At 57.6% G+C, this 25077-nt stretch carries 29 protein-coding genes; 18 read left to right on the top strand and 11 right to left on the bottom strand.

The window, feature by feature from the left end; translation table 11 throughout:
* Positions 1 to 50: 50 nt before the first annotated feature.
* Positions 51 to 311: a hypothetical protein gene (locus tag ACLH0I_RS10420; RefSeq protein ID WP_411386966.1), complete on the bottom strand. Its 261-nt coding sequence runs from the start codon at positions 309 to 311 to the stop codon at positions 51 to 53.
* A 79-nt stretch (positions 312 to 390) separates the two neighbouring features.
* On the opposite strand from ACLH0I_RS10420, the gene ACLH0I_RS10415 reads away from it, so the two are divergent.
* Positions 391 to 1122, top strand: a complete 732-nt coding sequence (locus ACLH0I_RS10415; protein WP_411386965.1) for a S24 family peptidase — start codon at positions 391 to 393, stop codon at positions 1120 to 1122.
* A gap of 14 nt (positions 1123 to 1136) precedes the next feature.
* Here the strand turns inward: ACLH0I_RS10415 and ACLH0I_RS10410 are convergent, their stop codons facing one another.
* On the bottom strand, positions 1137 to 2129 hold the full coding sequence (locus tag ACLH0I_RS10410; RefSeq protein ID WP_411386964.1) for a hypothetical protein: 993 nt from the start codon (positions 2127 to 2129) through the stop codon (positions 1137 to 1139).
* Between the two features lie 164 nt (positions 2130 to 2293).
* Here ACLH0I_RS10410 and ACLH0I_RS10405 point away from each other — a divergent pair, with 164 nt between their 5' ends.
* The 9 genes from ACLH0I_RS10405 (at position 2294) to ACLH0I_RS10365 (ending at position 7304) form a co-directional block, all read left to right on the top strand.
* The gene (locus ACLH0I_RS10405; protein WP_411386963.1) at positions 2294 to 2470 is read left to right on the top strand and encodes a hypothetical protein; all 177 of its coding nucleotides are present in this window, start codon (positions 2294 to 2296) and stop codon (positions 2468 to 2470) included.
* Positions 2467 to 3051: a hypothetical protein gene (locus ACLH0I_RS10400; RefSeq protein ID WP_411386962.1), complete on the top strand. Its 585-nt coding sequence runs from the start codon at positions 2467 to 2469 to the stop codon at positions 3049 to 3051. Before ACLH0I_RS10405 ends, ACLH0I_RS10400 begins: the two co-directional genes overlap by 4 nt.
* 10 nt (positions 3052 to 3061) lie before the next feature.
* Positions 3062 to 3346: a phage antirepressor KilAC domain-containing protein gene (locus tag ACLH0I_RS10395; protein WP_411386961.1), complete on the top strand. Its 285-nt coding sequence runs from the start codon at positions 3062 to 3064 to the stop codon at positions 3344 to 3346.
* Between the two features lie 158 nt (positions 3347 to 3504).
* On the top strand, positions 3505 to 3834 hold the full coding sequence (locus ACLH0I_RS10390; RefSeq protein WP_047227242.1) for a pyocin activator PrtN family protein: 330 nt from the start codon (positions 3505 to 3507) through the stop codon (positions 3832 to 3834).
* Between the two features lie 43 nt (positions 3835 to 3877).
* Entirely contained in the window at positions 3878 to 4294 is a 417-nt protein-coding gene (locus ACLH0I_RS10385) for a hypothetical protein (protein ID WP_181289199.1), read from the top strand.
* Positions 4291 to 4512 carry a hypothetical protein gene (locus ACLH0I_RS10380; RefSeq protein WP_411386960.1) on the top strand — a complete coding sequence of 74 codons (222 nt, stop codon included), beginning with the start codon at positions 4291 to 4293 and terminating at the stop codon, positions 4510 to 4512. Before ACLH0I_RS10385 ends, ACLH0I_RS10380 begins: the two co-directional genes overlap by 4 nt.
* The gene (locus ACLH0I_RS10375; protein WP_411386959.1) at positions 4509 to 5051 is read left to right on the top strand and encodes a phosphohydrolase; all 543 of its coding nucleotides are present in this window, start codon (positions 4509 to 4511) and stop codon (positions 5049 to 5051) included. Before ACLH0I_RS10380 ends, ACLH0I_RS10375 begins: the two co-directional genes overlap by 4 nt.
* A gap of 244 nt (positions 5052 to 5295) precedes the next feature.
* Positions 5296 to 7038 (top strand): DNA cytosine methyltransferase, encoded by a 1743-nt coding sequence (locus tag ACLH0I_RS10370; protein ID WP_411386958.1) that lies wholly within the window; start codon positions 5296 to 5298, stop codon positions 7036 to 7038.
* Positions 7035 to 7304 carry a pyocin activator PrtN family protein gene (locus ACLH0I_RS10365; RefSeq protein ID WP_411386957.1) on the top strand — a complete coding sequence of 90 codons (270 nt, stop codon included), beginning with the start codon at positions 7035 to 7037 and terminating at the stop codon, positions 7302 to 7304. Before ACLH0I_RS10370 ends, ACLH0I_RS10365 begins: the two co-directional genes overlap by 4 nt.
* Before the next feature lie 94 nt (positions 7305 to 7398).
* On the opposite strand, the gene ACLH0I_RS10360 is transcribed toward ACLH0I_RS10365, so the two are convergent.
* Together ACLH0I_RS10360 and ACLH0I_RS10355 are read right to left on the bottom strand one after the other, a co-directional pair.
* The gene (locus ACLH0I_RS10360) at positions 7399 to 7674 is read right to left on the bottom strand and encodes a DUF3892 domain-containing protein (protein ID WP_411386956.1); all 276 of its coding nucleotides are present in this window, start codon (positions 7672 to 7674) and stop codon (positions 7399 to 7401) included.
* An 86-nt stretch (positions 7675 to 7760) separates the two neighbouring features.
* Positions 7761 to 8852, bottom strand: a complete 1092-nt coding sequence (locus tag ACLH0I_RS10355) for a site-specific integrase (protein ID WP_411386955.1) — start codon at positions 8850 to 8852, stop codon at positions 7761 to 7763.
* A gap of 102 nt (positions 8853 to 8954) precedes the next feature.
* On the opposite strand from ACLH0I_RS10355, the gene dusA reads away from it, so the two are divergent.
* The 4 genes from dusA (at position 8955) to tal (ending at position 14967) form a co-directional block, all read left to right on the top strand.
* Positions 8955 to 9974 carry a tRNA dihydrouridine(20/20a) synthase DusA gene (dusA, locus tag ACLH0I_RS10350; RefSeq protein ID WP_411386954.1) on the top strand — a complete coding sequence of 340 codons (1020 nt, stop codon included), beginning with the start codon at positions 8955 to 8957 and terminating at the stop codon, positions 9972 to 9974.
* A gap of 162 nt (positions 9975 to 10136) precedes the next feature.
* Entirely contained in the window at positions 10137 to 11873 is a 1737-nt protein-coding gene (locus tag ACLH0I_RS10345; protein WP_411386953.1) for a DEAD/DEAH box helicase, read from the top strand.
* Positions 11870 to 13858, top strand: a complete 1989-nt coding sequence (locus ACLH0I_RS10340; RefSeq protein WP_411386952.1) for a UvrD-helicase domain-containing protein — start codon at positions 11870 to 11872, stop codon at positions 13856 to 13858. Before ACLH0I_RS10345 ends, ACLH0I_RS10340 begins: the two co-directional genes overlap by 4 nt.
* A gap of 182 nt (positions 13859 to 14040) precedes the next feature.
* A complete protein-coding gene (gene tal / locus ACLH0I_RS10335) occupies positions 14041 to 14967 on the top strand; it encodes a transaldolase (RefSeq protein ID WP_186705210.1) in 927 nt (308 codons plus the stop codon).
* A 218-nt stretch (positions 14968 to 15185) separates the two neighbouring features.
* Here the strand turns inward: tal and rssC are convergent, their stop codons facing one another.
* The 3 genes from rssC to ACLH0I_RS10320 all read right to left on the bottom strand — a co-directional run bounded on the left by rssC (position 15186) and on the right by ACLH0I_RS10320 (position 17874).
* Positions 15186 to 15668: an anti-sigma factor antagonist RssC gene (rssC, locus tag ACLH0I_RS10330; RefSeq protein ID WP_025212773.1), complete on the bottom strand. Its 483-nt coding sequence runs from the start codon at positions 15666 to 15668 to the stop codon at positions 15186 to 15188.
* Entirely contained in the window at positions 15668 to 16849 is a 1182-nt protein-coding gene (gene rssB, locus ACLH0I_RS10325; RefSeq protein WP_053120765.1) for a two-component system response regulator RssB, read from the bottom strand. Before rssB ends, rssC begins: the two co-directional genes overlap by 1 nt.
* Positions 16850 to 17184: 335 nt before the next feature.
* A complete protein-coding gene (locus ACLH0I_RS10320) occupies positions 17185 to 17874 on the bottom strand; it encodes a VacJ family lipoprotein (RefSeq protein ID WP_411386951.1) in 690 nt (229 codons plus the stop codon).
* Positions 17875 to 18076: 202 nt separating this feature from the next.
* Between ACLH0I_RS10320 and ACLH0I_RS10315 the strand changes: the two genes are divergently transcribed.
* Positions 18077 to 18697, top strand: a complete 621-nt coding sequence (locus ACLH0I_RS10315) for an HAD family phosphatase (protein WP_411386950.1) — start codon at positions 18077 to 18079, stop codon at positions 18695 to 18697.
* 108 nt (positions 18698 to 18805) lie between these two features.
* Positions 18806 to 19072 carry a DUF4404 family protein gene (locus ACLH0I_RS10310; protein ID WP_250965531.1) on the top strand — a complete coding sequence of 89 codons (267 nt, stop codon included), beginning with the start codon at positions 18806 to 18808 and terminating at the stop codon, positions 19070 to 19072.
* A 215-nt stretch (positions 19073 to 19287) separates the two neighbouring features.
* Here the strand turns inward: ACLH0I_RS10310 and queF are convergent, their stop codons facing one another.
* The gene (gene queF, locus ACLH0I_RS10305) at positions 19288 to 20118 is read right to left on the bottom strand and encodes an NADPH-dependent 7-cyano-7-deazaguanine reductase QueF (RefSeq protein ID WP_411386949.1); all 831 of its coding nucleotides are present in this window, start codon (positions 20116 to 20118) and stop codon (positions 19288 to 19290) included.
* Between the two features lie 61 nt (positions 20119 to 20179).
* Complete coding sequence (locus ACLH0I_RS10300; protein ID WP_250965529.1) at positions 20180 to 20701, bottom strand: plastocyanin/azurin family copper-binding protein; 522 nt, start codon at positions 20699 to 20701, stop codon at positions 20180 to 20182.
* Positions 20702 to 20852: 151 nt separating this feature from the next.
* Here ACLH0I_RS10300 and ACLH0I_RS10295 point away from each other — a divergent pair, with 151 nt between their 5' ends.
* Positions 20853 to 21533: a heavy metal response regulator transcription factor gene (locus tag ACLH0I_RS10295; RefSeq protein WP_250965528.1), complete on the top strand. Its 681-nt coding sequence runs from the start codon at positions 20853 to 20855 to the stop codon at positions 21531 to 21533.
* Positions 21530 to 22882: a heavy metal sensor histidine kinase gene (locus tag ACLH0I_RS10290; protein ID WP_411386948.1), complete on the top strand. Its 1353-nt coding sequence runs from the start codon at positions 21530 to 21532 to the stop codon at positions 22880 to 22882. The genes ACLH0I_RS10295 and ACLH0I_RS10290 overlap by 4 nt, the downstream gene beginning before the upstream one ends.
* A 201-nt stretch (positions 22883 to 23083) precedes the next feature.
* Here the strand turns inward: ACLH0I_RS10290 and ACLH0I_RS10285 are convergent, their stop codons facing one another.
* Complete coding sequence (locus tag ACLH0I_RS10285; protein WP_186705218.1) at positions 23084 to 24328, bottom strand: lipoprotein-releasing ABC transporter permease subunit; 1245 nt, start codon at positions 24326 to 24328, stop codon at positions 23084 to 23086.
* A gap of 63 nt (positions 24329 to 24391) precedes the next feature.
* A complete protein-coding gene (lolD, locus tag ACLH0I_RS10280; protein WP_162843734.1) occupies positions 24392 to 25075 on the bottom strand; it encodes a lipoprotein-releasing ABC transporter ATP-binding protein LolD in 684 nt (227 codons plus the stop codon).
* Between the last annotated feature and the right edge of the window lie 2 nt (positions 25076 to 25077).

The following is a 25077-nucleotide window of genomic DNA, read 5'->3' as shown; positions in this document are numbered from 1 at the left end:
TGGTGCGTGTCGGGAGGAACTGGGCGACCTTTGGGTCGCCTTTTTTCTAATTACGCTGCAGCTTTTTGCGGAGCCGAAGCGTTCAACAGCCAAGCAGCTTGGAACGCGTTGCCTTTCTGCTTCGCAGCAGTGGCCAACAGCTCCGCGTATTGGGTTTCACCTGTGTAATCCGTACGCGGCAGGCATGCAGCCTGACGCCATTTGTTCAATGCTTGGTAGCTTCTATTGCATACCTTCGCGGCGGCCCCGATGCCGCCTACGGCTTCAAACGCGAACGCAATTGCGCTCGGAAAATCCGCGGGGTCCAACATGACAGCCTCCATTTATCAACTCGCGGTTGATGTTATAGATCAACTGACTATTGCGCAACCTTTGTGAGACTCTCAACTCATGGTTGATAAAAATTCTCTTCGTTCAGCTTTTAGCGAACGCTTACACGAGGCACTTGATGATTCCGGCGTTCGCCGCCGGGGGCGAGGTGTGGATGTTCATCGCAATCTGAAAAGCTATGGCGTCTTTAAAACTACGCAAGCGATCAGCAAATGGCTGAATGGCGAAGCGATGCCCGAGGTAGACAGCGTGGCCGCCCTTTGCTCATGGCTGAAGGTACGTCGCGAATGGCTGGAGTATGGCGTCCTGCCGAAAGAGAAAACTGGGGGAAGCCAAGTAGACCAAGACCTAGTTTTTAATGGCAACAATGTAAGCGAGATCAACCAGCGATTTGGCAAGGTACCGCTGATTTCTTGGGTTCAAGCAGGAGCTTGGTGCGAGGCTGTTTCAAATCTGGAACCCTACGATGCCGATACCTGGCTGTCATGCCCTGTTTCAATTAGCAGCCAAGGATATGCTTTAAAAGTATTAGGCGACTCAATGACTAATCCAGGCCCAGGTCGTAGCTATCCAACAGGCTGTATTATTTTCGTAGACCCGGAAGCTGAAACCAAAACTGGAGACCGTGTCATTGCAAGGCTACCAAGGACTAATGAAGCCACTTTTAAGATTTTAGTGGAAGATGCAGGAAAACAATTCCTTAGACCTATAAACCCCCAGTACCCAATTATAGAAATCACAGAAGAAACCCACATTTGCGGAAAGGTTGTGGGCTCATTTATTCCTGAATGATCTTTATAAACCCTTTAAGAATTTAACTCCCCTGTATGAATAATCATCGTCCGAGCTATGGGCAAGGCATTCAACACATCTCTTTGCCTAGCAGTTAATTTAATTTTATCCTCCATAATAATTACAAAGTGCACTTCTGCCGCTTTATTTGTAATCCCCTCATATCGTTTTGCCACACTACTTAAATGCACACCAAGAAGTTTAGCCCACGAAATAAAGTTTTGTGCAGATCGTATATATTTCAACTCAAAAAGCACATCAGGATATTGAGCATTATTAGTGATTAGCCCATCCAACTGAACCGAAGCACCATTAGTGCTAACGATTTTTACCCCTCGCTCAATACCCTTACCATAAAGCTTTTCCAACCTATCTAACGCTTTCGTCTCCAGCTCATAGATTCGTTTGACTGAAGCAGACAAGCTTGATTCGAGGTCAAAACCAGACTCTTTTTCATTCGAAAGCTCACCTGAAATTGGAACATCAATGGGGACCTTTCCAATATCACGTTCATCAGCTACGGGAGGAGCACCGTCTTGCTCACTACCAGTCGTATCCTGACCTTTTGTTGGTCCCCCCTCCGCATGCAAATCGTCTTTAGCGGGAGAATCGTCCTGAGCAGGATCAGGCATGCATGGATCTGCTAAAGGAGCAGCGGATACTGTAGAAGCTTGCGTGACTTCGGCAGCTATATTTCTAAGCTTAACGTCCGTAGATAGAACCTCTTTGCGATAATCGAAATACTCTTTGTTCCCTCGCACTATCGCAGCCAGGTTTTGTAAGAACTCAAGTTCAGTAACAGCGGTCGCAATGACGAATATAGCTACAAAGTAAGTAGTAACATGGTTAGAAAAAATGGCCAAAGCACATATAAATGTTATTGCAAGAATCCGTAGTAGGTGCGTTCTTAGATTGGCACATAACGACAGCAATCCTGCAAGAACAGCAACGACTGCTAATCCACCCCCAATAAACTCCAGAAAGGTCGCAGGTAAGAATTTTTCCATGTGAATGATTTAGTCCATTTAGACGGTTTTGGGGATGAGACTAAAATGCCATCACCAACAGAAATAAGATAGTACTCGGAAAAATATCAATCGACAGTTGTTGACACAAATCAACCATTGGTTGATATTTGCCCCACTCTTCCACCACAGAGCGAGGCAAAACCATGCACACCACAGCATCCCTGCACGTCCATCCGGCCGTTGCCGACCTATCCCGCATCTTCGAAGTAAGGCGCCTGGCCCGCATCTACGGCTGCACCTTCATTCCGTCTAGACCCAAGCAACCCGCCCGTACCGCACCGACTTCCTTCGATCCAAACGATGGAGGCCGGGCAGCATGAGCAAATACCTGATCGACAACCGCACACTGACATTGCTCAGCGCCCAGGTGAACCTGAGCGGGACTTTCAATCACACCCTTCGGCGACTGTATCGACGCGACGTGTTGGCGTTTCGGCTGAAAGTTGAACGCAACAAGACCGACAGCACCTTCACCGTTGAGCTGGGCTCAGAGCGTCACACGCTGACCGTGCCCAACACCAAAAAAACACACCTGAAGCTCGCCGACTTCATTGAGGAGGTCGTCAACGGCCCCTCAGACCTGACGGGCGAACCCCAGCCGAAACGACATGCTGAACGCGACTACGGCGCTTTCAGTAGCCAGCAGCGGGAGCAGGTTTACAGACTGGTTTCCACAGGCGGATTTGTCGACCTGGACCTGGGCTTTGAACTGCCGATCCGGCTCGCCGTGCACCGCACACGTACACGCTCGGGCATCACCGTAGTCATGAGCATCGGCGTTAAAAGCCCTCGTACCAAGTGCTTCACCGTGTACGGCACCGACGCTGAGATGTACGAGCAGGTTTGCGAATCCATCCACCACCTGGCTGCGCTGGCGACACCCGCCGCGCACGCAGCATAGGAGGGCTGACATGGAGCGCAATCTCGAAAAGACCGCCAAGCACTTTGGCCTGACCCGCCCCACCCTGATCAAGCTCATGCGTGAGAAGGGTCTGCTCACCGACCGCAACCTGCCGGCGTTCCCCGTCCGCGACCGTGAATACCTTCGGGTCAAGGACAGCAACTGGTACCACGACACGCTGGGCATGCAGTACAGCCAATCGACACGCATCCGGCAGGCCGGCATCCCCTGGCTAGCAGAGCAACTGGGCCTCGACCTTCCTGCCATCCCGGCAGACAACCGTGACGTGGCCTAGGGAGTACGCCCGCCAGATCATTGCCCTACGCACCCGAGAGGAGCGCAACGCCGCGCTCCTTGAGGTGCCGGAGCATCTGCGCGAGCTGACCAAACGCCATTGCCTCAATGCCTGGAATCACCCGGCCCGAAACAAACGCATGGAGAGCCCAAAGCCTCATGACTAGCCAGCCTCAAAACCCGCTGCGCCTGATGCCAGCACCGGAGACGGCCACCGTCGAGCTGCTGTATCGCACCTTCGGCGACGTGCTTATCCCCCTCGAAAAGCTGCGCGTGCAGTACTTCCGCAACCTCAACGAGCAGTCGTTTGCAGCTGAAATCACCAGCGGCCGCATTCAACTGCCCGTGACCACGCTGGACAGCAGCCGCAAAGCACCGAAGTACGCGCACATCCGCCACGTCGCGGCACTGATAGACATCCAGGCCTACAAGGCCGACGAAGTCCACGCGAAGGCCCAGGCCGACGCAACCGAAGAAGTCCAACCGTAACGGCTGCCACCACCAGCCACCTACACCACCAGGAGCACACCACATGACTGCAATTCAAATCTGCGCATTGATCGGCCTGATAGTCGGCGCGGCCCTCATCTACTGGACCGGCTACCGAGGCGGGCTAATTGACGGCCGCGTCGAAGGAGTCGAAGAGGGCACGAACGACGAACGCGCCGCCAACGCAAAAACCATTCGTGAGCTGGAGGCATCCCTTCAATTCATCCGCGCCGATCACAAGCACCTCGCAGCCCATGCGAAGCGGCTGAGAGAAAGCCAAGCCTTCGGCCCTCAAGAGCGCCAAACGCTTATGCAGATCGCCGAAAAACTGAGGCTGGCCTCAGACACCTTCCGCGCCATGAGTTCGAAGGCCCAGGCACAGCAGGCGCTCGACCTGCGCGAAAAAGCGCTGGGCATGGCCGCTCTGCTGGATCAGGCCAAAGTGGAGGATGCAGCATGAGCCGTCATAGCCCGATGCTACGCCTCTCACCTCAAGATGCCGGCGTGCTGCACCAGCAACACGCCAAAGCCACCGCCGAACTGCGCGAAGTGACTCGATTCCGCAAAGAGTTCGACCGGCAGCTGTCGAAGCTGATCGGCTACGACGCCCTGCGCAAGTTGCACAAGGACACCCAGAACGTCCTGCTGCTCGCCGACCTGGTCAAGGAGGCAGCATGAACTGGATCTTCACGCATACCGGCAAACGCTTTGACCTGTTCGAGCCGGACGCCGACATGATCGACCCAAGGGATATTGCTCACTCGCTGGCTCACCTGTGCCGCTTCAACGGCCACACCCGCGAGTTCTATAGCGTGGCCCAGCATAGTTGCTTGGTTGCAGATCTGGTGCCGGCCGAGCACAAACTCGCCGCCCTCCTCCACGACGCCACCGAGGCTTATCTGGGCGACATGACCCGGCCACTCAAGGAGTGGATGCCTTATTACCGTGGCTTCGAGGACGTCATATGGGGGCGCGTTTGTGAGCGCTTTGGCTTGGAGATTGACCTCCCCTCAAGCGTACATCAAGCCGACCTAATCGCCCTGGCCACCGAACGCCGCGACCTGATACCACCCGACCCGGCCACCTGGGATTGCCTTGTCGGCATCGAACCCGCGCCCGAACGCATCCGGCCGTGGTCACCCACCGAAGCCCGGCTCACCTACCACCAGCGCCTGATGGACCAACTCGCTATAGAACATCGGAGGAAAGCGGCATGAAGCAGGAACAGAACAACACCCAACTCCAGGCCGCTTTGCTCCGCAGCGCTAGCAGGGTCGACGCGCCTGTAAAAAATAGTCTCTGCTGCGCAGCAGCAGGCATTACTGCTCTTCCCAGCAGCACCACCGAGGCGCTTATACCCCACGAAAAGCTGCGCGGGGCAGCGCACACTGAAGCAACGCTAATCGCTCAGGAACGCCCGCTCGCGCAGCCTGTGGTGGGGTATACGCATGGAGGCTGGGTATGACCGCCTTTTCCCAAACCCCAATAAGCACTGCCGTCATCACCCAATTTGGCCTCGACCTCACGGGCAAAATCCGCGTCGATCTGTTTGCCGGTGGCGGCGGCGCAACCATGGGCCAGGAAATGGCCACGGGCAAAGCCGTCGATATCGCGATCAACCACAACCCCAAAGCCATTAGCATGCACAAGCGCAACCACCCAGGCGCAGAGCATTACATCTCGGACGTCTATGAGGTGTGTCCCCGAAAAGCGACACGAGGCCGCCCCGTCGCACACCTACACGCAAGCCCCGAATGCACCCATCACAGCCTTGCCGCCGGAGGTCAACCACGCAGCAGTGCCAGCCGCTCCCTGTCGTGGGTCACCGTCAAGTGGGCCGGACAGGTCAAACCCGACCTCATCACTATGGAAAACGTCTGGCAGATCCTGCAATGGGGCCCCTTGATTGCTAAGCGATGCAAAACCACCGGTCGGGTGATTCGCCGCGATGGGAGCGTGGCCGCACCAGGCGAGCGCGTTCCAGTTCAGGATCAATACCTAGTGCCTGATCCAAAACGTAAGGGCAAGACCTGGCGCCGCTTCCTGCAGATTCTCAAGAACATGGGTTATGACATTCTGCATGGAAAGCTAAAGGCCTGTGATTTTGGCGCCGCTACCACACGTGAACGCCTTTACATGGTCGCTCGATGCGATGGCAAGCCCCTGTATTGGCCGGAGCCGACCCATTTCAAGACACCCGCAAAGGGCCAAAAAGCCTGGCGCAACGCAGCCAGCATCATCGACTGGTCTATCCCCTGCCCGAGCATCTTCCTGACTAAAGAAGAAGGCCGTGCCGCTGGTGTTCGCCGGCCATTGGCAGACAAGACCATGGAGCGCGTGCGCAAAGGTGCTCGCCGCTATGTGGTCGATCATGCCGACCCGTTCATCGTAAGCGTCAACCACTCAGGCAACGACATTGCACGATGCCAGTCCGTGCAAGATCCAACTAAGACCATCACCGGAGCGCATGGCTTCGCCCTGGTGACGCCACAAGTCGCGCCTTTCCTCACAGAGCACGCCAATGCAACGTCCCAGCGCACCATGCCCGCAGATGCGCCGCTGGGGACCATCTGTGCACAGGTCAAGGGCGGGCACTTTGCGCTCGCCGTGGCCTACATCGCACAACACAATGGTGGCTTCAACGAAACGCTGGGGCGGCACCCAGATCAACCACTGACAGCGATAACCACTACGGGCAGCCAACAGCAGTTGGTGACCGCCAACCTGCTGACCCTGCGCAAGAACTGTGTGGGCAGCGCGATGGATGAGCCGATCTCAACTATCTGTGCCGGTGCAGAACATCACGCGCTGCTCGAGTACACACTCGCACCAGACGTGGAAGAAGGCGCTCTACGCGTTGCCGCTTTCCTGATGGGGTACTACGGCACCGATAACATCTACGACCTGCGCGACCCGGCCGCCACGATCACCACACGGGATCGGCTAGCCCTGGTTACCGTGGTGATCAAAGGAACACCGTACGTCATCGTCGACATTGGCATGCGCATGCTGACGCCCCGGGAACTTTACCGAGCCCAGGGCTTCCCGGACAACTACGTGATTGACCATGGCCACGACGGCAAGAAGTTCAGCAAAAAAGACCAGGTACTCATGGTAGGGAACTCTGTCTCCCCCTGGCCGATGATGGCACTGATCAACGCAAATGCGGCTCAAGAAGACGAGCTCATGAGGGAGGCGGCATGAACACTCTCTTCTTACTAATGGCCCAATATGAAGGGCAAGCTGTCATTCCCCTTGATCGGGTATGCGCTGATTACATGCATTTGACGGTCGAGAAGTTCAAGCGAAAACAACTGGATGGGGAGATAGATATTCCAGTCGTACGTTTGGGGGCAAACTCTCAGAAAGCTGCGCTTGGCATTCACTTGAAGGATCTGGCGGACTACATTGATCGGCAGCGTGAAAAAGCCATGAGGGAACATAATCAGCTAATGGGTAGAGCAGCTTGAATTAGCCGTTACTACAGCAGAAAGTACGCGCCTTCTAGCATGGCAGGACATTTCATTCTAGAAGGCGCTTGCTGCATGCAGTCAAAATAAAGCCTTAAAAAACCTTAAGATTTCTTAGGTTATCGCGAGCCGTTGAGTTGGGGTCCGCACGAAGGAACTCACCATCAAATACCTCGACCTCAGCGCCGGTATGCCAGTCACCATTGTGTAAGTAGCGAGTTTTGAACGAAATACCGGACTCGATCAAATGTGCAGCCAACGCACGGGCAATTACATAATAGTCCTTAGTTAGATGTTTTCGAATTTTTACCGATTCAATATGTTCTTTCTTACTGTCTAAGCGAATAGCGGTGATGTAGTACTGCTTCATGGGGACGCTCCGATTTTTTTCCTGCTGACGGAAGATGGGGACTGGATCCAATTTTTCAAGTGTCTACGGAAAAAATCGGTGCGACCTCAAGCCATAACCTTCTTCATCCAAGGCCAATCTTGGTATCGATCCTGTCGCCCACGTAAATGGGTGTATCTCCGCAAAGAGTTCCAGTCCCTATGACCTGAAACACTCGAAACTCTCGGAATATCCCAGTCCATCTCAAACAACCGACTCACCCCTTCATGCCGGAGGTCATGAAAATGAAGGTCTTCTATCCCCAGTAACGGGCAAGCCCTGGTGAAAGAAGCTGATACCGATTTACCGTTGAAGGGGAAAATCTCTGGCTCCACTTTGGGCATTGAATTCAGGATCGCCCATGCCTCATCAGGCAAGTGGCACCAGACGTCGTTACCTAGCTTCTGACCAGGATTCTTCATGTCTCGAACCAGCACCGCCTGCCTGGATTCGTCGAGATCCTCCCAGCGTATCCGCGTGATTTCCTCCTGCCGGCGTGTCGAAAAGAGTGCGAAAGCGATTATTTTCGGCATAGGAATCGAGTTATTACCCCGAGTCTGCATGTCGAAGAAATGCTTCATCAGCTTGTCCAACTCATCAAGAGTAGGCCGGCGATTACGCTCTTTGCTCTTGGCGACCATTCCGAGCTTACGCAATACCTTTCGAGCGTCAGTCATGGCAAGCGGATCTATCTGATACCCCCACGCCGGCCTAGCGACCGAAAGGACCGCTCCAAGGTGCGATAGATCATTCCCGACCGTCTGCGCCTGGACACCGCCTCCCTCTTTGCTCATCCGCCATTGAGCAAACTCCACCAGCTTCTGGCTATTCAGCGCTGAATCATCGACCTCGCCCAGCCACGTCTCCTTGATCGCCGTCAGGGTTGCTCGCTTAGTCTTCCCCAGCGGTCTGACCTTCTCGTACTCGTCCAGGTACTGATCGATCATCTTCTTGATCGTCACACCCTTCCGGTTCGCACGCTCGATAGCACCTGGCGCGGCCAGCTCCGTCTCCCGTCGCTTGATCCATGCCTGAGCCACCTGCTTCCGGTCGAAGGTTTGGCTTTCCTGATAAACTGTCTTCCCGTCCCGATTAATCCGTATCTGCGCCGTGTAGGCCGTCGAATTGTCCTTGCGCTTGCGTGATGTGATCGTGCCCATATCCAGTTGCTACATTGCCGAGACCGGTTGCTACAATGTAGCAACCGCTTTCCAAAAACAAGGAAAAATGGGTAAAAACCGCTGTATAAAAGATCAGTATCAATGAATTTAGAAAAACCTAAAGCGCCCGTAAACACTGCATCATCCCGCCAAGAGCTGTCCCGCCGCTTCAGCGTTGCGCCGATGATGGATTGGACCGACGCCCACTGTCGCTACTTCCTACGCATCCTCTCCAAGCACGCCCTGCTCTACACCGAGATGGTCACCACCGGCGCCCTGCTCAACGGCGACCACGAACGCTTCCTGCGCCACCACCCATCCGAACACCCCCTAGCCCTGCAACTAGGCGGCAGCGTCCCGACCGACCTCGCCGCCTGCGCCCGCATGGCCCAGGAGCACGGCTACGACGAGGTTAACCTCAACGTCGGCTGCCCCAGCGACCGGGTGCAGAACAACATGATCGGCGCCTGTCTGATGGGTCATCCGGACTTGGTGGGCGATTGTGTAAAGGCCATGCGCGATGCGGTGTCGATTCCGGTGACGGTCAAGCACCGCATCGGGATCAATGGGCGGGACAGTTACGAGCAGTTGTGTGAGTTTGTCGGGACAGTACGCGAGGCAGGTTGCACGAGTTTTACCGTGCATGCGCGGATTGCGATTCTGGAGGGGCTGTCGCCGAAGGAGAACCGTGACATCCCGCCGCTGCGTTATGACGTGGCCGCGCGGTTGAAGGCGGATTTTCCGGAGTTGGAGATTGTGCTCAACGGCGGAATCAAGACGCTGGAAGCCTGCCACGAGCATCTGCAGACCTTCGACGGCGTGATGCTGGGACGCGAGGCTTATCACAACCCGTATCTGCTGGCCGAAGTGGATCAGCAGTTGTTCGGCAGCACTGCGCCGATCATCTCTCGGGCCGAGGCGCTGGCGCAGTTGCGGCCTTATATCGCCGATCACTTGGCCGCGGGTGGGGCGATGCATCACATCACCCGTCACGTGTTGGGGCTGGGCACCGGCTTTCCGGGGGCACGGCGGTTTCGGCAGTTGTTGTCGGTGGACATTCACAAAACCAAGGATCCGTTGGCGTTGCTGGATCAGGCGGGGCAGTTGCTGGAGGGGCGCTGACACGCGCAAGTTGACGCAAACGCGCTTGGTTGGAAATACGTAACTTGCATTTAACCCAGCACTCGCCTCCAAAAGGGTCGATTGGATCCACAATACTCGCACCTTGCTCCAACAGTATGTAAAACTGTTGTGCCATCACGGATCACAAGGACGAGTATCCCCATGCAAGGGCAACATCCGCTTATTGAAAAGCTTTTTGAATTCGTCCATGCCGAGCGCGATGCGAACCTTCATCAACTCCTGCAAACCTGGCAGCGCCCGTTACATCAGAAGCTTGAAAAGGGCCTGACCCAAGGCTTCACGCATCTTGAAAAAGCCGACAAGGCTACTTGTCTTTGGGCGTATCTCGATGACAGCGAATCGCGCTTTCGTGAAGGGGACATGCTGCGCTTGCACTTGGGCGATCCGTCCACAGGGTTGTTATGCGCCCGAATGACGTTTGAACGTGAAGAGGACGGCCGTTGGTTACTGAGCGAGAAACTGGCCAATACAGTCTGGGACAACTATCAGGACGGACCTTGCTACGCCGACATGGACGCGTTGGACCTGACGCCTCGCTATGAAAAGACCTTGGAAGATATCGCCGATTCGATCAATGCCGATAACATCATTGTCCCGTTGCTCGGCGATGCGCCGGTTATCACATTCAACGACGCAGATCTGGATTACGCCGAAAGGTTCGCCATCAAGAACAAGTGTAACGAGCATCAGGCCCGGGCCGTTGCCATGGCTTTTGCCGCCGAGCAGATTGCTTGCATTCAAGGCCCGCCAGGGACAGGCAAGACCCGTGCCCTGGCGCTTATCGCCCAATTGCTGGTAGAGCGTCACGAGCGGGTGTTCGTCACCTCCCATACGCACATGGCTATCAATAATGCCCTGGCAAAGATTGCCGAGCGAAAAATCCCAACCGTGAAGATTGGTGGTCGCCGGGATGATCTAAGCAAAACCGTTGACTGGGCAAAAACACCTGCCGACTGGGAAAATCTACCAGCGGACGGAAGTGGCTATGTCATTGGCGCGACACCCTTCGCCACCTGCAGCCAGCTGGAGCATTTCAAATTCGACACGGTGATCTTTGACGAAGCCAGTCAGATTACCCTCCCCCTCGCGCTAATGGCCATGCGCAAAGGTAAGCGGTTTATCTTCATCGGAGACCAGAAACAGCTGCCGCCGGTGCTGTTGTCCCAGTCGGTTCTTTCTGGCGAATCGATGTCGATATTCGGTCGTCTCACCTCCCAAACTGCCGACCATACGGTGATGCTCGAAGAAACCTATCGGATGAACCAATGGCTGACCGAATGGCCGAGCAAAAACTATTACAAAGGCAAATTACGGGCTGCAGGCCCTAACAAGGAGCGGCGTTTCAATTACGTTGGTGCAGAGGCCCCTATGAACTGCGTATTTGATCCAGACGCAAGCGCCGTGTTTATTCCCACCACAGACAGAACAGCCAAGACCCGCAACTATCGCGATGCCCAGCATGTACTGGAACTCTGTAAGACCGCCCAGACCATGGGCCTTGCCCTGTCTGATATCGGCATCGTCACGCCTTACCGAGCCCAGGGCCGGGCGATTCGAACGCTGTTGGCGCGTAGTTTCGGGCGCGAGATCGCCAGCACCGTTGTGGCGGACACTGTTGAGCGCATGCAGGGTCAGGAACGTGAACTGATCATCGTCTCGTTGGCCAGTGGCGATGAGGAGTTCATTGGCGCTGTGGCGGAGTTTTTCTTCCAGCCCGAGCGATTGAACGTATCCATCACCCGGGCAATGACTAAATTGATCATCATCGGGCCTGAACTGAGCCAAGGAATTGAATGCAGCAACAGCATCACGCAGCAATGGGCCAATGACTATTTGAACCTGATCAGTCGATGCCGCAAAGTGGTGCTCACCCCATGACGCTATTTATCCCTGAATGGCAACGCAGCACTGGCGCGCATGTCCACGTCAAACGGGTGTTGCGCAAGCTGGACGACCACCATGTCGTTCGCCAGTGCCTCCCTCGAGAGGCCTGGGCGCCGGACTTTTTCCTTCAGCACGCACAACATCAATGGCTGGCCATGGTGCTGTGTGAACTCTCTTTTGAAACATTGGACCCTGATCAACTGTTCGCGGCTACCGGACAGCAGGCTTTCAAGGAGTTGCTCTCGCGCCTGGAAGCAACCGAGCCCGACGGGATGCCGACCGGGCAGCGGCTCGGCAGGCTGATCGTCATGTGGAACTGCACACCCGACCAGACCAAGCGGCTGTGGCTGCACTACTCAACGCCTGATGGCCCGCGGCTGATGTCGAAAAACACTTTTATCGAACATGGCCACGAACAACTGCCCAAGTTGCTTAACTCACTGAGCCATGAGGCCAGCGACACGCTCATGGGGCACTACTTTCCAGAGGCGGAAATACCCGCGATATGTACGACGCGCCGGCATTTCTCACGGGATAACTCGGCAAAGACCACTCGATACTTTCTGGACTCACAACAAGAGTGGGCCAGTAAGCTGGATCTGGAACTGCCTGAAGAACAAACGCAAACCTTGAATGATTTTTCGGTGCGTCTGGTCAACGGCGTGGCGGGTAGCGGCAAAACATTGATCGCCGCTAACCGGGCGTTGATCCTGGCAAAGAAATTTCCCGATCAGAAGATATTGATGCTGATCCACAATGTCCCGGTGGTTAAAGACCTCAAGCATCGCTTGAAGAAGGCCAGCCCGGGAGATCTACCGCGCAACCTGACAATCATGACCGCGCTGGCCTGGATACGGCAGCAATGGGTGAATCATTTTGAGCCGCAACCAGAGATGGCATCCCCTATCAAGGTTACAAGCCAGATCGCCCATTATCGAAAAGCCTTTCCGGACCTGAAGCCCGGCGATCAACAACTTCTGGATGAGTTCGACTTCATCAATGAATCACTGATCTGCGACGAGCATGACTATTTGGTTGCTGAGCGCGCAGGCCAAGGGTTTGCCTTGCGTAAGGAAGAACGGGTGCAGGTGTGGTCGCTCTACGGGCAAGTCAATGACGCGCTGAGCAAACAAGGCGCTCGCTTATGGAGTTCATTGTCTCGGGATTTATGTCTCACGAAGCTCGACAAGCTAGATAAATACCAGCACATCCTGGTAGACGAAGCTCAATTCTTTGCGCCGACCTGGTTTCAGCTGGTCAAGAGCACCTTGACCGACTCCGAGGGCAGCCTGTTCTTATGTGCCGACCCCAACCAGGGCTTTTTGAAAAGCCGACTCAGTTGGAAGCGTGTCGGCTTGGATGTGGCGGGTAAAACAAAGAAACTTCACCACTCCTATCGAACCACTCAAGCCATATTACGGGCTGCCGGCCTTGTCCTGGCCGAATTCACCCAAACCGACCCGGACGATTATCTGCAACCTGATTTCGACGGCATGGATGAAGGCGTTGCCCCGCTGTTGATCCGATCAGAGACTCCCCAGGATGCGGTCATACAGACCTATAACGAAATAGAGGGCTACCTGGAAACCCAGCAGATCAATCTATCGAATATGCTGGTTCTGTATGGACGAGACACCAACAAGAAACTCCTGTTCAAGGCGTTGAGCAAGCGATTCGGTTCGCGCAAAGTCTGGGATTTGAACAGCATGGAGTCAGTACACGTGGACGCAGATAACCTACGTGTTTCCAGCCTGGATACTGCTACCGGACTTGAAGCCAGCATCGTGTTTCTGCTGGGCCTGGAAAAACTCATGAAGGAAACGGCCCAGGCCGGAGTGCTTTCGGCCCAGGAGCGTGAACAAAACTCGCGCAAGCTCTATATGGCAATGACCAGGGCCGGCCAGCGACTGATCCTGATCTCGACGGCGCATCTGCCGGAAGGCATTGCAGGCTTGTTCCTGAACGCACAGCAGCCATGACCGTCAGGCAGTGATGTTGAACCTGCGGGCGGTTTTGGCATCGTATCTACCGATACCGCCCCGGCCTTTCAAACAGCCGTTTTCAGGTTGTTGCCGCCGGGGCCCGTCGATACCTCTTCACGCCCTTGAGTGGCTGCCGGCCCTCGGGTAATGTCAACAGACCCATAGGACAGAGCACGCTCATGACTTCCAAGCTGGAACAACTCAAACAGTTCACTACCGTCGTGGCCGATACTGGCGACTTCGAAGCCATCGCCCGCGTCAAACCCGTCGACGCCACCACCAACCCTTCCCTGCTGCTCAAGGCGTCGGCCATTCATGGCTATGCCGAGCAACTGAATGCCTGCGTGGCGGACTGCAAGGGCGATGTGGGCCTGGCCAGCGACCGTTTTGCCGTGGCGGTCGGGCAAGAAATCCTGAAAGTGATTCCAGGGCGTATTTCCACTGAAGTGGATGCGCGCCTGTCGTTCGACACCGAGGCCATGTTGAAGCGTGCGCATCGTCTGATCGACCTGTACGAAAAGGCCGGTATTGGCCGCGAGCGCGTGCTGATCAAGATCGCCTCCACCTGGGAAGGCATTCGCGCGGCCGAGCAGCTGGAGCGTGAAGGCATCCAGTGCAACCTGACCCTGCTGTTCTCCTTCGCCCAGGCCGCCGCCTGTGCCGATGCCGGGGTGTTCCTGATTTCGCCGTTCGTGGGCCGTATCTACGACTGGTACAAGAAAGCCAACGGCAACGATTACACCGGCGCGGATGACCCGGGCGTGCAGTCGGTGACGCGTATCTACAACTACTACAAGGCCAATGACTACAAGACCGTGGTCATGGGCGCGAGCTTCCGCAACCTCAACCAGATCGAGCAATTGGCCGGTTGCGACCGCTTGACCGTCAGCCCGGACCTGCTGGAAAAACTCGCCGCCGACGAAGGCAAGCTGGAGCGCAAGCTGGCACCGGGGCAAGCCGGGGAAGCGCGCTTGATCCTCAACGAAGCGCAGTTCCGCTGGTTGTCCAACGAGGACGCCATGGCGACCGAGAAACTGGCTGAAGGCATTCGTCAGTTTGCCCGGGATCAGGAGAAGCTGGAGGCGTTGCTGCAAGCCAAGCTTTGAGCTGATTCAACTGGCACGCAAAAAGGGCGAACCTGGGTGGGTTCGCCCTTTTTTATGCGGTTTGGCCTAGGGGATGTGGTGGATTGATAAATGCCATCGCGAGCAGGCTCGCTCCCACAGGAGATTGAAGGCAGATCCAAATGGTGTGGTCGATGCAAGACACTGTGGGAGCGAGCTTGCTCGCGAAAGCGTCAGTTCGATCTACACAAGCCCAAGGCTCAAGGCCGCTCCAACGCATTCACCAGATCATGAAACGCTTCACGATTGGAGTCGTTGAGCCCCATGAGAATCTTGTGGGCTTCGAGCACCTTGATCCGCACTTCCTCTTCGGACTGGTCCTGGTCAGGCAGGTCGTCCAGGCATTCCGGGCACGGCACAGGGTCGCCCACGATGTTGAACACCTGGTCGAAGCCCATCGATTGCAGCAGACGGGTAATGTCGTTGTGGGTGGTGACGACGGTCGGCAGCAGGCCGACCTTTTGCCGCGACAGGATCGACAGCTTGGCCAACAGGCCCAACGTGGTGCTGTCGATGCTGCGGGTTTCGGTCAGGTCGATCACGATGGCGCTGAAGTTCAGCGCGGTGAAGATCCGCTCAATAGTCGCATCCAGCGCCGAACACAGGGTAAGGCGCACTTCACCGACAAACTTCAGGACGAAGGTGCCATCCTGCTCGGCGAACTGGATTCTACCGGTACTCATCAAAGGTTCCTGCTCAACACTAACAGGGCGATATCATCCGGCATCTCCCCGAGCGTGGCTAATCCAAACACTTGACGCAAGCCTTCCAGGCTGCCGCCCGCTGCACTCACCCGTTCAGGCAAGGCCGCTTCTTTCTCTTTGAGTGTAGGTTCTGTCAAAAGGTCCAAAATGCCATCAGACATCAGCGTCAGGCTGAAGGTCGGCGGCAATTCAAGCACATGGTCTTCGTAGGTGGCCTCGTTGAACAGGCCCACCGGCAAACCACGCCCTTCCAGGTAACGAACACTGTCTGGCGTATACAACACAGGCAAAGGCAGGTGACCGCCGATGCTATAGGTCAACAAACCAGTCTCCTCGTCGATGACTCCACCGACCATTGTGACGTGTTTGCCCAGCTTACAACTGATCAGGCCTCGGTTGATATGCCCAAGGACTTCCGAAGGCTTGAACTCTGGCAGCGTGCCGTTGCGCTTGGACTCGAACAACAGCCGCGTGGTCATGAACTTCAACAGCACCGTCACGAAGGCCGAAGACGCACCATGGCCGGAAACATCCGCCAGGTAGAACGCCACTCGGCGCTCGTCAACGCGAAAATAGTCCACGAAATCGCCCGACAGGTATAACGACGGGATGATCTGGTGAGCAAAGCGGAAATCGTCGACGGTCCAAGGGCTGACCGGCAGCATGTTCATCTGCACTTGGCGCCCGGCGTTCTGGTCTTCCTGCAACAGGTTCAGGCTGGCTTCCAGCTCGCGGTTGGCGGTTTCCAGCTTCTCGCGGTAGCGTTGGTTCTCCACCAACAGGCGCGAACGGTCCAAGGCCCGGCGCACCGAATGCTCGAGCACGGCAAGGTCTTCAAGGGGCTTGATCAGGTAATCCGCCGCGCCCAGGCGCAATGCCTCGACCGCGTCGTTCATCACGCCCGCGCCCGACACCACGATCACCGGCGTCTGCGAGGAGATCTCGGTGACTTGGCGAATGAGTTCGAGTCCGCCCATCTGCGGCATGCGCAAGTCGCAGATGACCAGGTCGGGCTTGTCTTGCTCGAATACCTGAAGACCCTGTTGGCCATTGCTGGCCTGCAGGACGCTGAAACCACTGTCTTCCAAGTAGGCTGCGAGACTGGCTCGCACCACTTCGTCATCGTCGATTATCAGCAGCGTGGCACTGGTTTTTGGCATGTGGGCAAACGGCGCCAGAATTAGGTTGGCGTAGCGGGCTGGGCGGTCTGGCCTGGCACGCACTACTGGATTCGCTTTCTAGCCTCTCTGTCGTACCGGTTTCAGGCGATTGCCCTACACACGATTACATCAGAGGTGCCCTTCTAAGGCGCAGACGGTACTCCCATCCGCGGGGCGTTTCAAGCTCATGCAGATAGCCGCTTGCCGTCTTTATTTGTCAAAGCACAGAGAGTTATAAGAACCGAGCGAAGCGTAACTCAATGGAAGGATCAAACCCGCCCCGAAAGCACAGAAGGCGGCCTTATGGGCCGCCTTCGTGGTTTTACAGGACGAAATTAAAAGTCGTCTTCGACCTGCCCATCCTTGACCTTGAATTCACGGTTTTGCAGGTAGGCGTTGCGGATGAAGACATATTTGTCGCCACTCACCATTTTCTCGGCCGACAACAGGCTGGCGCGGGTGTCGACGATGTTCAGGCCCCAGATGGAGTTACGCACCGAAACGTTATCGATATAGCGATACGGGGCGGTGTAGTTATCCACCAGCTTGGCCGGCGCATCTCGCAGGGTGCTTGGCCCCATCAGCGGCAACATGACATACGGCCCACTGCCCACGCCCCAGTAGCCGAGGGTCTGGCCGAAATCTTCATCGCTGCGCTGCAGGCCCATCTGGGTCCCCACGTCAAAGAAGCCCAGCAAGCCGAAGGTGGTGTTGAAGATCAATCGGGCGGTGTCGACCCCGGCAGCAGCCGGCTTGGCCTGCAGCACGTTGTTGGCCAGGTTGCCCACGTCACCGATGTTGCGGAACATATTGTGGATGCCGTCTTCGAGGAACTGCGGCGTCACGTATTGATATCCCTGGGCCAGTGGCTTGAGCGCATAGGTATCAAGGGTGTCGTTGAAGGTGAAGATGGGCCGGTTGACGCTTTCCCAAGGATCGTCTTCCGTAGCGGCCTGGGCGGCGAACGGAACCAGCAGGACGCAGGCGGAAAGACACAGCTGAGCTAGACGATGGCTCCAGCGCATAGGGGAAAACTCCTTGGATTATTCAGGCAAGGGCGCCGAGCCCAGGCGGTAAGCTGGCTAGTATAAGACGGAACGCGAGGATAGGCAGCACCGAAAAAACACGCCGGCCGTAGGATGTTTCCGCTATTGGCGCCCTTCACTTCACTGTCACTGGACTGTCATCCGCGCACTTTAGGCTGCTGGTTATTTCAAGGACGTTCCCATGCCCCGCACCGAAGCCCTGCCCCTTCCTGCCCCCAGCCTCACCGCTGTACTGTTTGGCCTGAGCGGGTGCCTGGTAGATTTCGGGGCGCGCATTCGTCAGCCAGGGGCAGCGCCAGCGGATCACGCCCAGCCGACACCCGGCGCGCTGGAAAGCCTGCAAAGCTTGCAGCATCTGAACATCCCCTGCGCCTGGCTCGATGAATTGCCTCCGGCCACCAGTCATAGCCTCGCGGCCGCATTGCCTACGTCCATCAAAGCACCGCAACTTCCTGCAACAAATTATCCATGGCCGGCTCCGCACGCCTGCTGGCAAGCCCTGATGGCGCTGAATGTCCAGCAGTTGGACGGCTGCGTGTTGGTCAGCGGCGAACCCCGATTGTTGCAATCTGGGCTCAATGCAGGTTTGTGGACCATCGGACTGGCCTCCTGCGGCTCTTTGTGTGGCCTGGCGCCCGCCGAGTGGCAGGCATTGAGCCAACAGGCGCGGGAAGCCAAACGCGCCAAGGCCACCGTGCAGTTGTTCAGCCTGGGGGTGCACTCAGTGATCGATCACTTGGGCGAACTCGAGACTTGCCTGGCCGATATCTGTCTGCGTCGCATTAAAGGCGAGAAGCCCTGACCGGGATCATGCAGGGCGCGTGAGTGTGGATTACTCTTAAGGCAGGCCATGGACTTTTGCCGCTGCGTCGCGGTCCATGGTGTGCCTATCAATAAAGGGAGTACGCCAATGCCTGCCCGCCGCGAATTGCAAGACCAACTGAATGCCCTGCGCGAGCAATTGGACCAGAACCCACCGCTGTCTGAACCAGAGCGCGAAAGCCTGCATCAACTAATGGCTCAGATCGAAGCTGAGATCCAATTGGAAAACCAGCTTCAGGACAACAACCTGGTCGACGGCGTGAACCTGGCCGTAGAGCGTTTTGAGGTTGACCACCCAGGTATCGCCAGCACGTTGCGCAACATCATGTTGACCTTGGGCAACATGGGAATCTGAATGCCGGATGCCAAAAAGCCCTGCTAACGCTAGCAGGGCTTTTTAGTTCCAACGACCTGAAATGCAATCCCCTGTGGGAGCGAGCTTGCTCCGGGCGGCGATCCGACGATAGCGATGTGTCAGCCAATCTCACTATTGAATGTGCCGGACTCATCGCGAGCAAGCTCGCTCCCACAAGAGCTCACCTCCACAAGAACCCACTGCCACAAGAAAAGTTATTGGCGGACCAGGCGATGGTTCGGCAGTTGAACGGCTTCAGTACTGCGATACGGGTTGATATCCAGCCCGCCACGGCGCACATACCGCGCATACACCGTCAATTTCTCCGGCTTGAGCAACCGCTGCAGGTCAAGAAAGATCCGCTCCACGCATTGCTCATGGAAATCCGAATGCTGGCGGAAGCTGACGATGTAGGCCAGCAGGCTGGCCGGGTCCAGGGCCGCGCCGCGATATTCCACCGCCACGCTGCCCCAGTCTGGCTGGCTGGTCACCGGGCAGTTGGACTTGAGCAAATGACTGTGCAGGCTTTGCTCGACGATGCGCGAAGCATCGCAACGCAGCAGTTCCGGGCGCGGGTGCGCGTAGGAATCGACACTGATGTCCAAGTCGTCGATGCACGTACCGGGCAGCGCCACGATGCCTTCGCTTTCCACATCCTTGAGACTGCGGATCCGTACACCCACTGGCTTGCCGGCAGCCGCCGAAAGGTCTTTGCGCAGCGTCGCTTCCAGGCTCGCGGTATCGGCGAACGGGGTCTGGTTCAACGAATTGAGGTACAGCTTGAAGGATTTGGATTCGATGATATTCGGCGAATCCGCCGGGATCGCGAATTCCCCGATGGCCACCACCGGCTTTCCGGACGGCAACAGCCAGGACAGCTCGAAACAGTTCCAGAAATCCACGCCCTTGTACGGCAGGGTCTCGGCCGTCAGGCCCAGTTCCGCCCATTTCGCGGTGCGCGGGATCGGGAACAGCAGTGACGGCGTGTACGTGGCGATGTATTCGCTGGATTTGCCCAGCGGCGAATGTTCGGCTGCGGGATGCATGACGGAAACCTGACTGAAGAATCAGTGGATTCTACCAGCCTTTGCCGCCGCCTTTGAGTGCTTACTGACTGACTGTCAGGTCGCCCTTCATCCCGGCCTGGTAGTGGCCAGGAATATTGCACGCAAACTCCAGGCGCGTGGCCTTGCTGAAGGTCCAGGTCAGCTCGCCGGTCTTGCCCGGCTCCACTAGCACGCTGTTGGGATCATCGTGGCGCATGCTCGCCTGGTCGTGGCCCATGGCGGCGTGATCCATCCCTGGCTTCATCGCGGTCGGCAGCAACTGGCCGCTCTGCTGCATCTTGAGCATTTCCTGTTGATGGTCGGCGTGCATGGCTGCGTTGCCCAGGTTGAATTCGTGGAGCAACTGGCCTTTGTTGACCAGCACGAACCGAACGGTCTCGCCGGCCTTGATATCCAGGGCTCCGGGATAGAACGTCATGTCACCCATCACCACCTCGATGCTGCGACTGGCCTTGGTCGCCGGTGCAGGCTGGCCGAAATCATAATGCCCCGGCGATGCCCACGACGGCGTACTGAGGGCCAGCGCGCAAGCGGCCAGGATCAAGCGTTTTCCCATCAACATGTCCATACTCCAAGCAGGTTCGGCATGTGGGAAACTCTATCGTTGCAGGCCTGCCAATCGGCTTACAGCTCGATTACAACTTTGTCAGGTTGCGCCACGAACCCACCCGCCACGGTATAACGCCCTCGTCCCAACCTGCCTCGAGCCGCCCATGAAATTGCTGATCGTCGAAGACCAAACCAAAACCGGCCAATACCTGCGCCAGGGCCTCGGCGAAGCCGGGTTCAACGCCGACCTGGTGGCCGACGGCATCACTGGCCAGCAACTGGCCTTGAGCGGTGAATACGCCTTGCTGATCCTCGACGTGATGCTGCCCGGCCGTGATGGCTGGCAAATCCTCCAAGCGGTCCGTGGGGCCGGCCTGGATACCCCGGTGCTGTTTCTCACCGCGCGGGATGCGGTGCAGGACCGGGTCCACGGCCTGGAGCTGGGCGCCGATGATTATCTGGTCAAGCCCTTTGCCTTTTCCGAGTTGCTGGCGCGAGTGCGGAGCCTGTTGCGTCGAGGCAACTCGACACAACAGGAAACCAGCCTGCAACTGGCGGACTTGCGCCTGGACCTGATCCGCCGCCGCGTCGAACGCAGCGGCCGGCGCATCGACCTCACCGCCAAGGAGTTCGCGTTGCTGGAAATGCTTCTGCGCCGCCAGGGTGAAGTGCTGCCCAAATCGCTGATCGCCTCCCAGGTCTGGGACATGAATTTCGACAGCGATACCAACGTCATCGAAGTCGCCATCCGGCGACTGCGCATCAAGATCGATGATGAGTTCCCCAATAAGCTCATCCACACCGTGCGGGGCATGGGCTATGTGCTTGAAGAGCGCAGCCTGTGAGGGGCCGGTGGTCGCTGAGCAGCCGCCTGGCGCTGCTGTTCGCCGCCTGCACGGCGGTGGTGTCGTTGTTCGCCGGGGTCTTGTTCAGCCGGGGCAGCGAGGCGCACTTCATCGAGCTGGACCAGCAACTGCTCGAAGGCAAGTTGATCGGCCTGCGCCGGGCCCTGCAAGACCTTAACGCCGAGCAGACCCAAAGCCGTCTGGAAGATGAACTGAGCCGTCAGGCCGACCTGGCGTTGCGCATCAAGGGTAGTGACGGGGTGCGCTGGTACGACAGCTCGATCCGGATCCCGGCGCAATTGCCGGAGCGCCCCGGCCTGTCGACCCTCAGCGATGCCGACAACGATTATCGAGTGTTGAACGCGCCGCTGTACCCCGACCGAACCGATTCACCGCAACTGACCTTGCTGCTGGATATCACGCATCACCAGCACTTCCTGCAGCGCATGCAACGGCTGATCTGGCTGACCGTCGGCCTCTCGGCCCTGGCCACCGCCCTGCTCGGTGCCTGGGCCGCCCGGCGCGCCTTGCGGCCGTTGCGACGCATGGGCGCCATAGCCGGCAATGTCTCGGCCCGCTCCCTCAACGCCCGGCTGCCCGAAGAGCAAATGCCCGCCGAACTGGCGGAATTGGCCCACAGCATCAACGCCATGCTCGGACGCCTCGACGACGCGTTTCAACGGCTCTCCGCGTTCTCCGCCGACATCGCCCACGAATTGCGCACACCGCTGTCGAACCTGCTGACCCACACCCAAGTCACCCTCACCCGCGAGCGCGCCCTTGAGGATTACCGCGAGGCGTTGCACAGCAATCTCGAAGAACTGCAATGGATGTCGCAACTGGTCAACGACATGCTGTACCTGGCCAAGGCCGACCACGGCCTGCTGGCGCTCCATCGCGAACCGCTGCAATTGGCCGAGGAAGTGGACATGTTGCTGGATTTCTTCGCGCTCCTGGCCGAAGACGCTAACGTACGCCTGAGTCGCGACGGCGAGAGCCTGATCCAGGGTGATCGCAACATGCTACGTCGAGCCCTTTCCAACCTGCTGGACAACGCCCTGCGCTTCACCCCGGTTGACGGCGAAGTGCGGGTGAGGATGGTCGATGGGGCTCAAGGGGTGAGCGTAAGCGTGGAAAACAGTGGCGAGGGAATTCCAGCGGATTTGCTGCCGCGCCTGTTCGACCGTTTCTACCGCGCCGACCCGGCTCGCCAGGAAGGCAGCAGCGAACACGCGGGGCTTGGACTGGCCATCACCCGCTCGATCATCCGCGCCCATGGCGGGCAAATCCGTTGTGAATCGGCCGATGGCTGGACGCGGTTTCTTATCGAACTGCCGAAGGGTAATTAAGGCCGAATCAAGTCCCTGTGGCGAGGGAGCTTGCTCCCGCTGGGCTGCGCAGCAGCCCAAAATGCTGCGCACGCATGCGCGGAACTTCCGTTTTTTTGGGAGCGCTTCGCGCTCCAGCGGGAGCAAGCTCCCTCGCCACAAGAGCAATCGTCACTTGCCAGTGGGCTTGCAGTGAGTCAGCAAACCCACTGTTGCAGGGCCTCAGGAATACCGCAACGCCTGCGCCGGTTCGATCTTCGCCGCGCGCCACGCCGGGTACACGGTGGCGAGGAAGCTCAGGATGAACCCGGCCGAGCAGATCAGCACCACGTCCCCACGCTGCAGTTCCGACGGCAAGTTGCTGACGAAGTACACGTCGGAACTGAAGATGTGCTGGCCGCTGACCCGCTCCAGCCAACCCACCAGCGCACTGACGTTCAACGCCGCGATCACGCCCAGCACGCCACCGATCAGCGTGCCGACGACGCCGATCACCGTGCCCTGGACCATGAAGATCGCCATGATCTGCCGCGGCGTGGCGCCGATGGTGCGCAGGATCGCGATGTCCGCGCCCTTGTCGTTTACCACCATGATCAGGGTCGCGATGATGTTGAACGCCGCCACCGCGACGATCATCAGCAACAGCAGGCCAATCATGGTTTTTTCCATTTTCATGGCGCTGAACAGGCTGCCCTGGGTGTGGGTCCAGTCGTCAGACTTGTAACTCGCACCAAGACCGGCAGCGATGTCACCGGAGACCTTCGGCGCCGCGTACAGGTCTTTCACCGCCAGGCGCACGCTTTGCACCTGGTTCGGCTGCCAATGCTGCATCTGCGCGGCATCGGCCAGGTGAATCAGCGCCATGGAGCCGTCCAGCTCCGCGCCGACCTTGAACACACCCACGACATTCAAGCGCTGCATCCGCGGGGTGATGCCGCCCGGCGCGGTGCTGACTTCCGGCACGATGAGGGTCAGTTTATCGCCCACGTTCAGGCGAAAGCGCCGAGCCGTGATCTCACCGATCACCACGCCAAACTCGCCCGGTTTCAAGGCATCGAGACGCCCTTGGACGATATGCTGGGCAACGATGGACACCTTGCCTTCCTGGGCCGGATCGATGCCGCTGATCTGGATCGGCTGCATCGAACCCTTATGGCTCAGCATCCCTTCCATCTCGGTAAACGGCACGGCCGCCGTGACTGCGGGATTTTTCAGCGCCGCGGCGGCCACCGGCTGCCAGTCGTCGATCGGGTTGACGCCGACGATGGTGGCGTGGGGCACCATGCCGAGGATGCGCGAGCTCATTTCGCGCTGGAAGCCGTTCATCACCGACAACACCACGATCATCGCCAGCACGCCCAGGGCGAGGCCGATCATCGAGGTCATGGAGATGAACGAAACAAAGCGATTGCGGCGCTTGGCGCGGGTATAGCGCGTGCCGATGAAAATCGATAACGGTCTGAACATTCGCTGGGCACCGTATGCAAATAAAAGACCCGGCACTTGCAGCAAGTACCGGGTTTCGGTCGGTCAGATGGGGGTCAGGCAACCTTCCTGCAAATGCAGGACGCGGTCCATCTGGCGGGCCAGGTTCATGTCGTGGGTCACCACCAGGAACGCCGTACGCATCGAGGTGCTGAGTTCCAGCATCAAGTCCTGGATGCCTTGGGCGGTGTGGGAGTCGAGGTTGCCGGTCGGCTCGTCGAGCATCACCAAGCCAGGCTTGTTGACCAGGGCCCGGGCAATCGCCACGCGCTGGCGCTCGCCACCGGACAGTTCGGCTGGCTTGTGCTCCAGGCGATGCCCCAACCCTACCCGTTCCAGCAACGCCGTGGCGCGCTGACGAGCCTCGGGAATTGCCGTGCGGCCGATCAACAGCGGCATGCAGACGTTTTCCAGCGCGGTGAACTCGGGCAGCAGGTGGTGGAACTGGTAGACAAAGCCCAGGGACCGGTTGCGCAGCAGGCCACGGGCCTTCTCATTCAGCGCCGAAAGCTCTTCGCCGGCCAGCCAGACACTGCCAGCGGTCGGCGTATCCAGCCCGCCCAGCAGGTTGAGCAAGGTACTTTTGCCCGACCCGGAGGTGCCGACAATCGCCACGCGCTCGCCTGGATGCAACTCCAGTTGCAGGCCCGACAACACCACCACCGACTCTGGGCCTTCCTCGTAGGATTTGCCCAGGTTGCGGCAGCTCAAGATTGCTTTTTCACTCATGC

Source organism: Pseudomonas sp. MPB03, assembly GCF_046605385.1.
GTDB lineage: Bacteria > Pseudomonadota > Gammaproteobacteria > Pseudomonadales > Pseudomonadaceae > Aquipseudomonas > Aquipseudomonas zanjanensis.
This window is presented reverse-complemented; position numbering and strand designations above follow the sequence as displayed.

Bases quoted from the DNA above. Each gene is read 5' to 3' on its own strand.
- ACLH0I_RS10420 (WP_411386966.1), bottom strand. From the start codon at position 311: ATGTTGGACCCCGCGGATTTTCCGAGCGCAATTGCGTTCGCGTTTGAA.
- ACLH0I_RS10415 (WP_411386965.1), top strand. From the start codon at position 391: ATGGTTGATAAAAATTCTCTTCGTTCAGCTTTTAGCGAACGCTTACAC.
- ACLH0I_RS10410 (WP_411386964.1), bottom strand. From the start codon at position 2,129: ATGGAAAAATTCTTACCTGCGACCTTTCTGGAGTTTATTGGGGGTGGA.
- ACLH0I_RS10405 (WP_411386963.1), top strand. From the start codon at position 2,294: ATGCACACCACAGCATCCCTGCACGTCCATCCGGCCGTTGCCGACCTA.
- ACLH0I_RS10400 (WP_411386962.1), top strand. From the start codon at position 2,467: ATGAGCAAATACCTGATCGACAACCGCACACTGACATTGCTCAGCGCC.
- ACLH0I_RS10395 (WP_411386961.1), top strand. From the start codon at position 3,062: ATGGAGCGCAATCTCGAAAAGACCGCCAAGCACTTTGGCCTGACCCGC.
- ACLH0I_RS10390 (WP_047227242.1), top strand. From the start codon at position 3,505: ATGACTAGCCAGCCTCAAAACCCGCTGCGCCTGATGCCAGCACCGGAG.
- ACLH0I_RS10385 (WP_181289199.1), top strand. From the start codon at position 3,878: ATGACTGCAATTCAAATCTGCGCATTGATCGGCCTGATAGTCGGCGCG.
- ACLH0I_RS10380 (WP_411386960.1), top strand. From the start codon at position 4,291: ATGAGCCGTCATAGCCCGATGCTACGCCTCTCACCTCAAGATGCCGGC.
- ACLH0I_RS10375 (WP_411386959.1), top strand. From the start codon at position 4,509: ATGAACTGGATCTTCACGCATACCGGCAAACGCTTTGACCTGTTCGAG.
- ACLH0I_RS10370 (WP_411386958.1), top strand. From the start codon at position 5,296: ATGACCGCCTTTTCCCAAACCCCAATAAGCACTGCCGTCATCACCCAA.
- ACLH0I_RS10365 (WP_411386957.1), top strand. From the start codon at position 7,035: ATGAACACTCTCTTCTTACTAATGGCCCAATATGAAGGGCAAGCTGTC.
- ACLH0I_RS10360 (WP_411386956.1), bottom strand. From the start codon at position 7,674: ATGAAGCAGTACTACATCACCGCTATTCGCTTAGACAGTAAGAAAGAA.
- ACLH0I_RS10355 (WP_411386955.1), bottom strand. From the start codon at position 8,852: ATGGGCACGATCACATCACGCAAGCGCAAGGACAATTCGACGGCCTAC.
- dusA (WP_411386954.1), top strand. From the start codon at position 8,955: ATGAATTTAGAAAAACCTAAAGCGCCCGTAAACACTGCATCATCCCGC.
- ACLH0I_RS10345 (WP_411386953.1), top strand. From the start codon at position 10,137: ATGCAAGGGCAACATCCGCTTATTGAAAAGCTTTTTGAATTCGTCCAT.
- ACLH0I_RS10340 (WP_411386952.1), top strand. From the start codon at position 11,870: ATGACGCTATTTATCCCTGAATGGCAACGCAGCACTGGCGCGCATGTC.
- tal (WP_186705210.1), top strand. From the start codon at position 14,041: ATGACTTCCAAGCTGGAACAACTCAAACAGTTCACTACCGTCGTGGCC.
- rssC (WP_025212773.1), bottom strand. From the start codon at position 15,668: ATGAGTACCGGTAGAATCCAGTTCGCCGAGCAGGATGGCACCTTCGTC.
- rssB (WP_053120765.1), bottom strand. From the start codon at position 16,849: ATGCCAAAAACCAGTGCCACGCTGCTGATAATCGACGATGACGAAGTG.
- ACLH0I_RS10320 (WP_411386951.1), bottom strand. From the start codon at position 17,874: ATGCGCTGGAGCCATCGTCTAGCTCAGCTGTGTCTTTCCGCCTGCGTC.
- ACLH0I_RS10315 (WP_411386950.1), top strand. From the start codon at position 18,077: ATGCCCCGCACCGAAGCCCTGCCCCTTCCTGCCCCCAGCCTCACCGCT.
- ACLH0I_RS10310 (WP_250965531.1), top strand. From the start codon at position 18,806: ATGCCTGCCCGCCGCGAATTGCAAGACCAACTGAATGCCCTGCGCGAG.
- queF (WP_411386949.1), bottom strand. From the start codon at position 20,118: ATGCATCCCGCAGCCGAACATTCGCCGCTGGGCAAATCCAGCGAATAC.
- ACLH0I_RS10300 (WP_250965529.1), bottom strand. From the start codon at position 20,701: ATGTTGATGGGAAAACGCTTGATCCTGGCCGCTTGCGCGCTGGCCCTC.
- ACLH0I_RS10295 (WP_250965528.1), top strand. From the start codon at position 20,853: ATGAAATTGCTGATCGTCGAAGACCAAACCAAAACCGGCCAATACCTG.
- ACLH0I_RS10285 (WP_186705218.1), bottom strand. From the start codon at position 24,328: ATGTTCAGACCGTTATCGATTTTCATCGGCACGCGCTATACCCGCGCC.
- lolD (WP_162843734.1), bottom strand. From the start codon at position 25,075: ATGAGTGAAAAAGCAATCTTGAGCTGCCGCAACCTGGGCAAATCCTAC.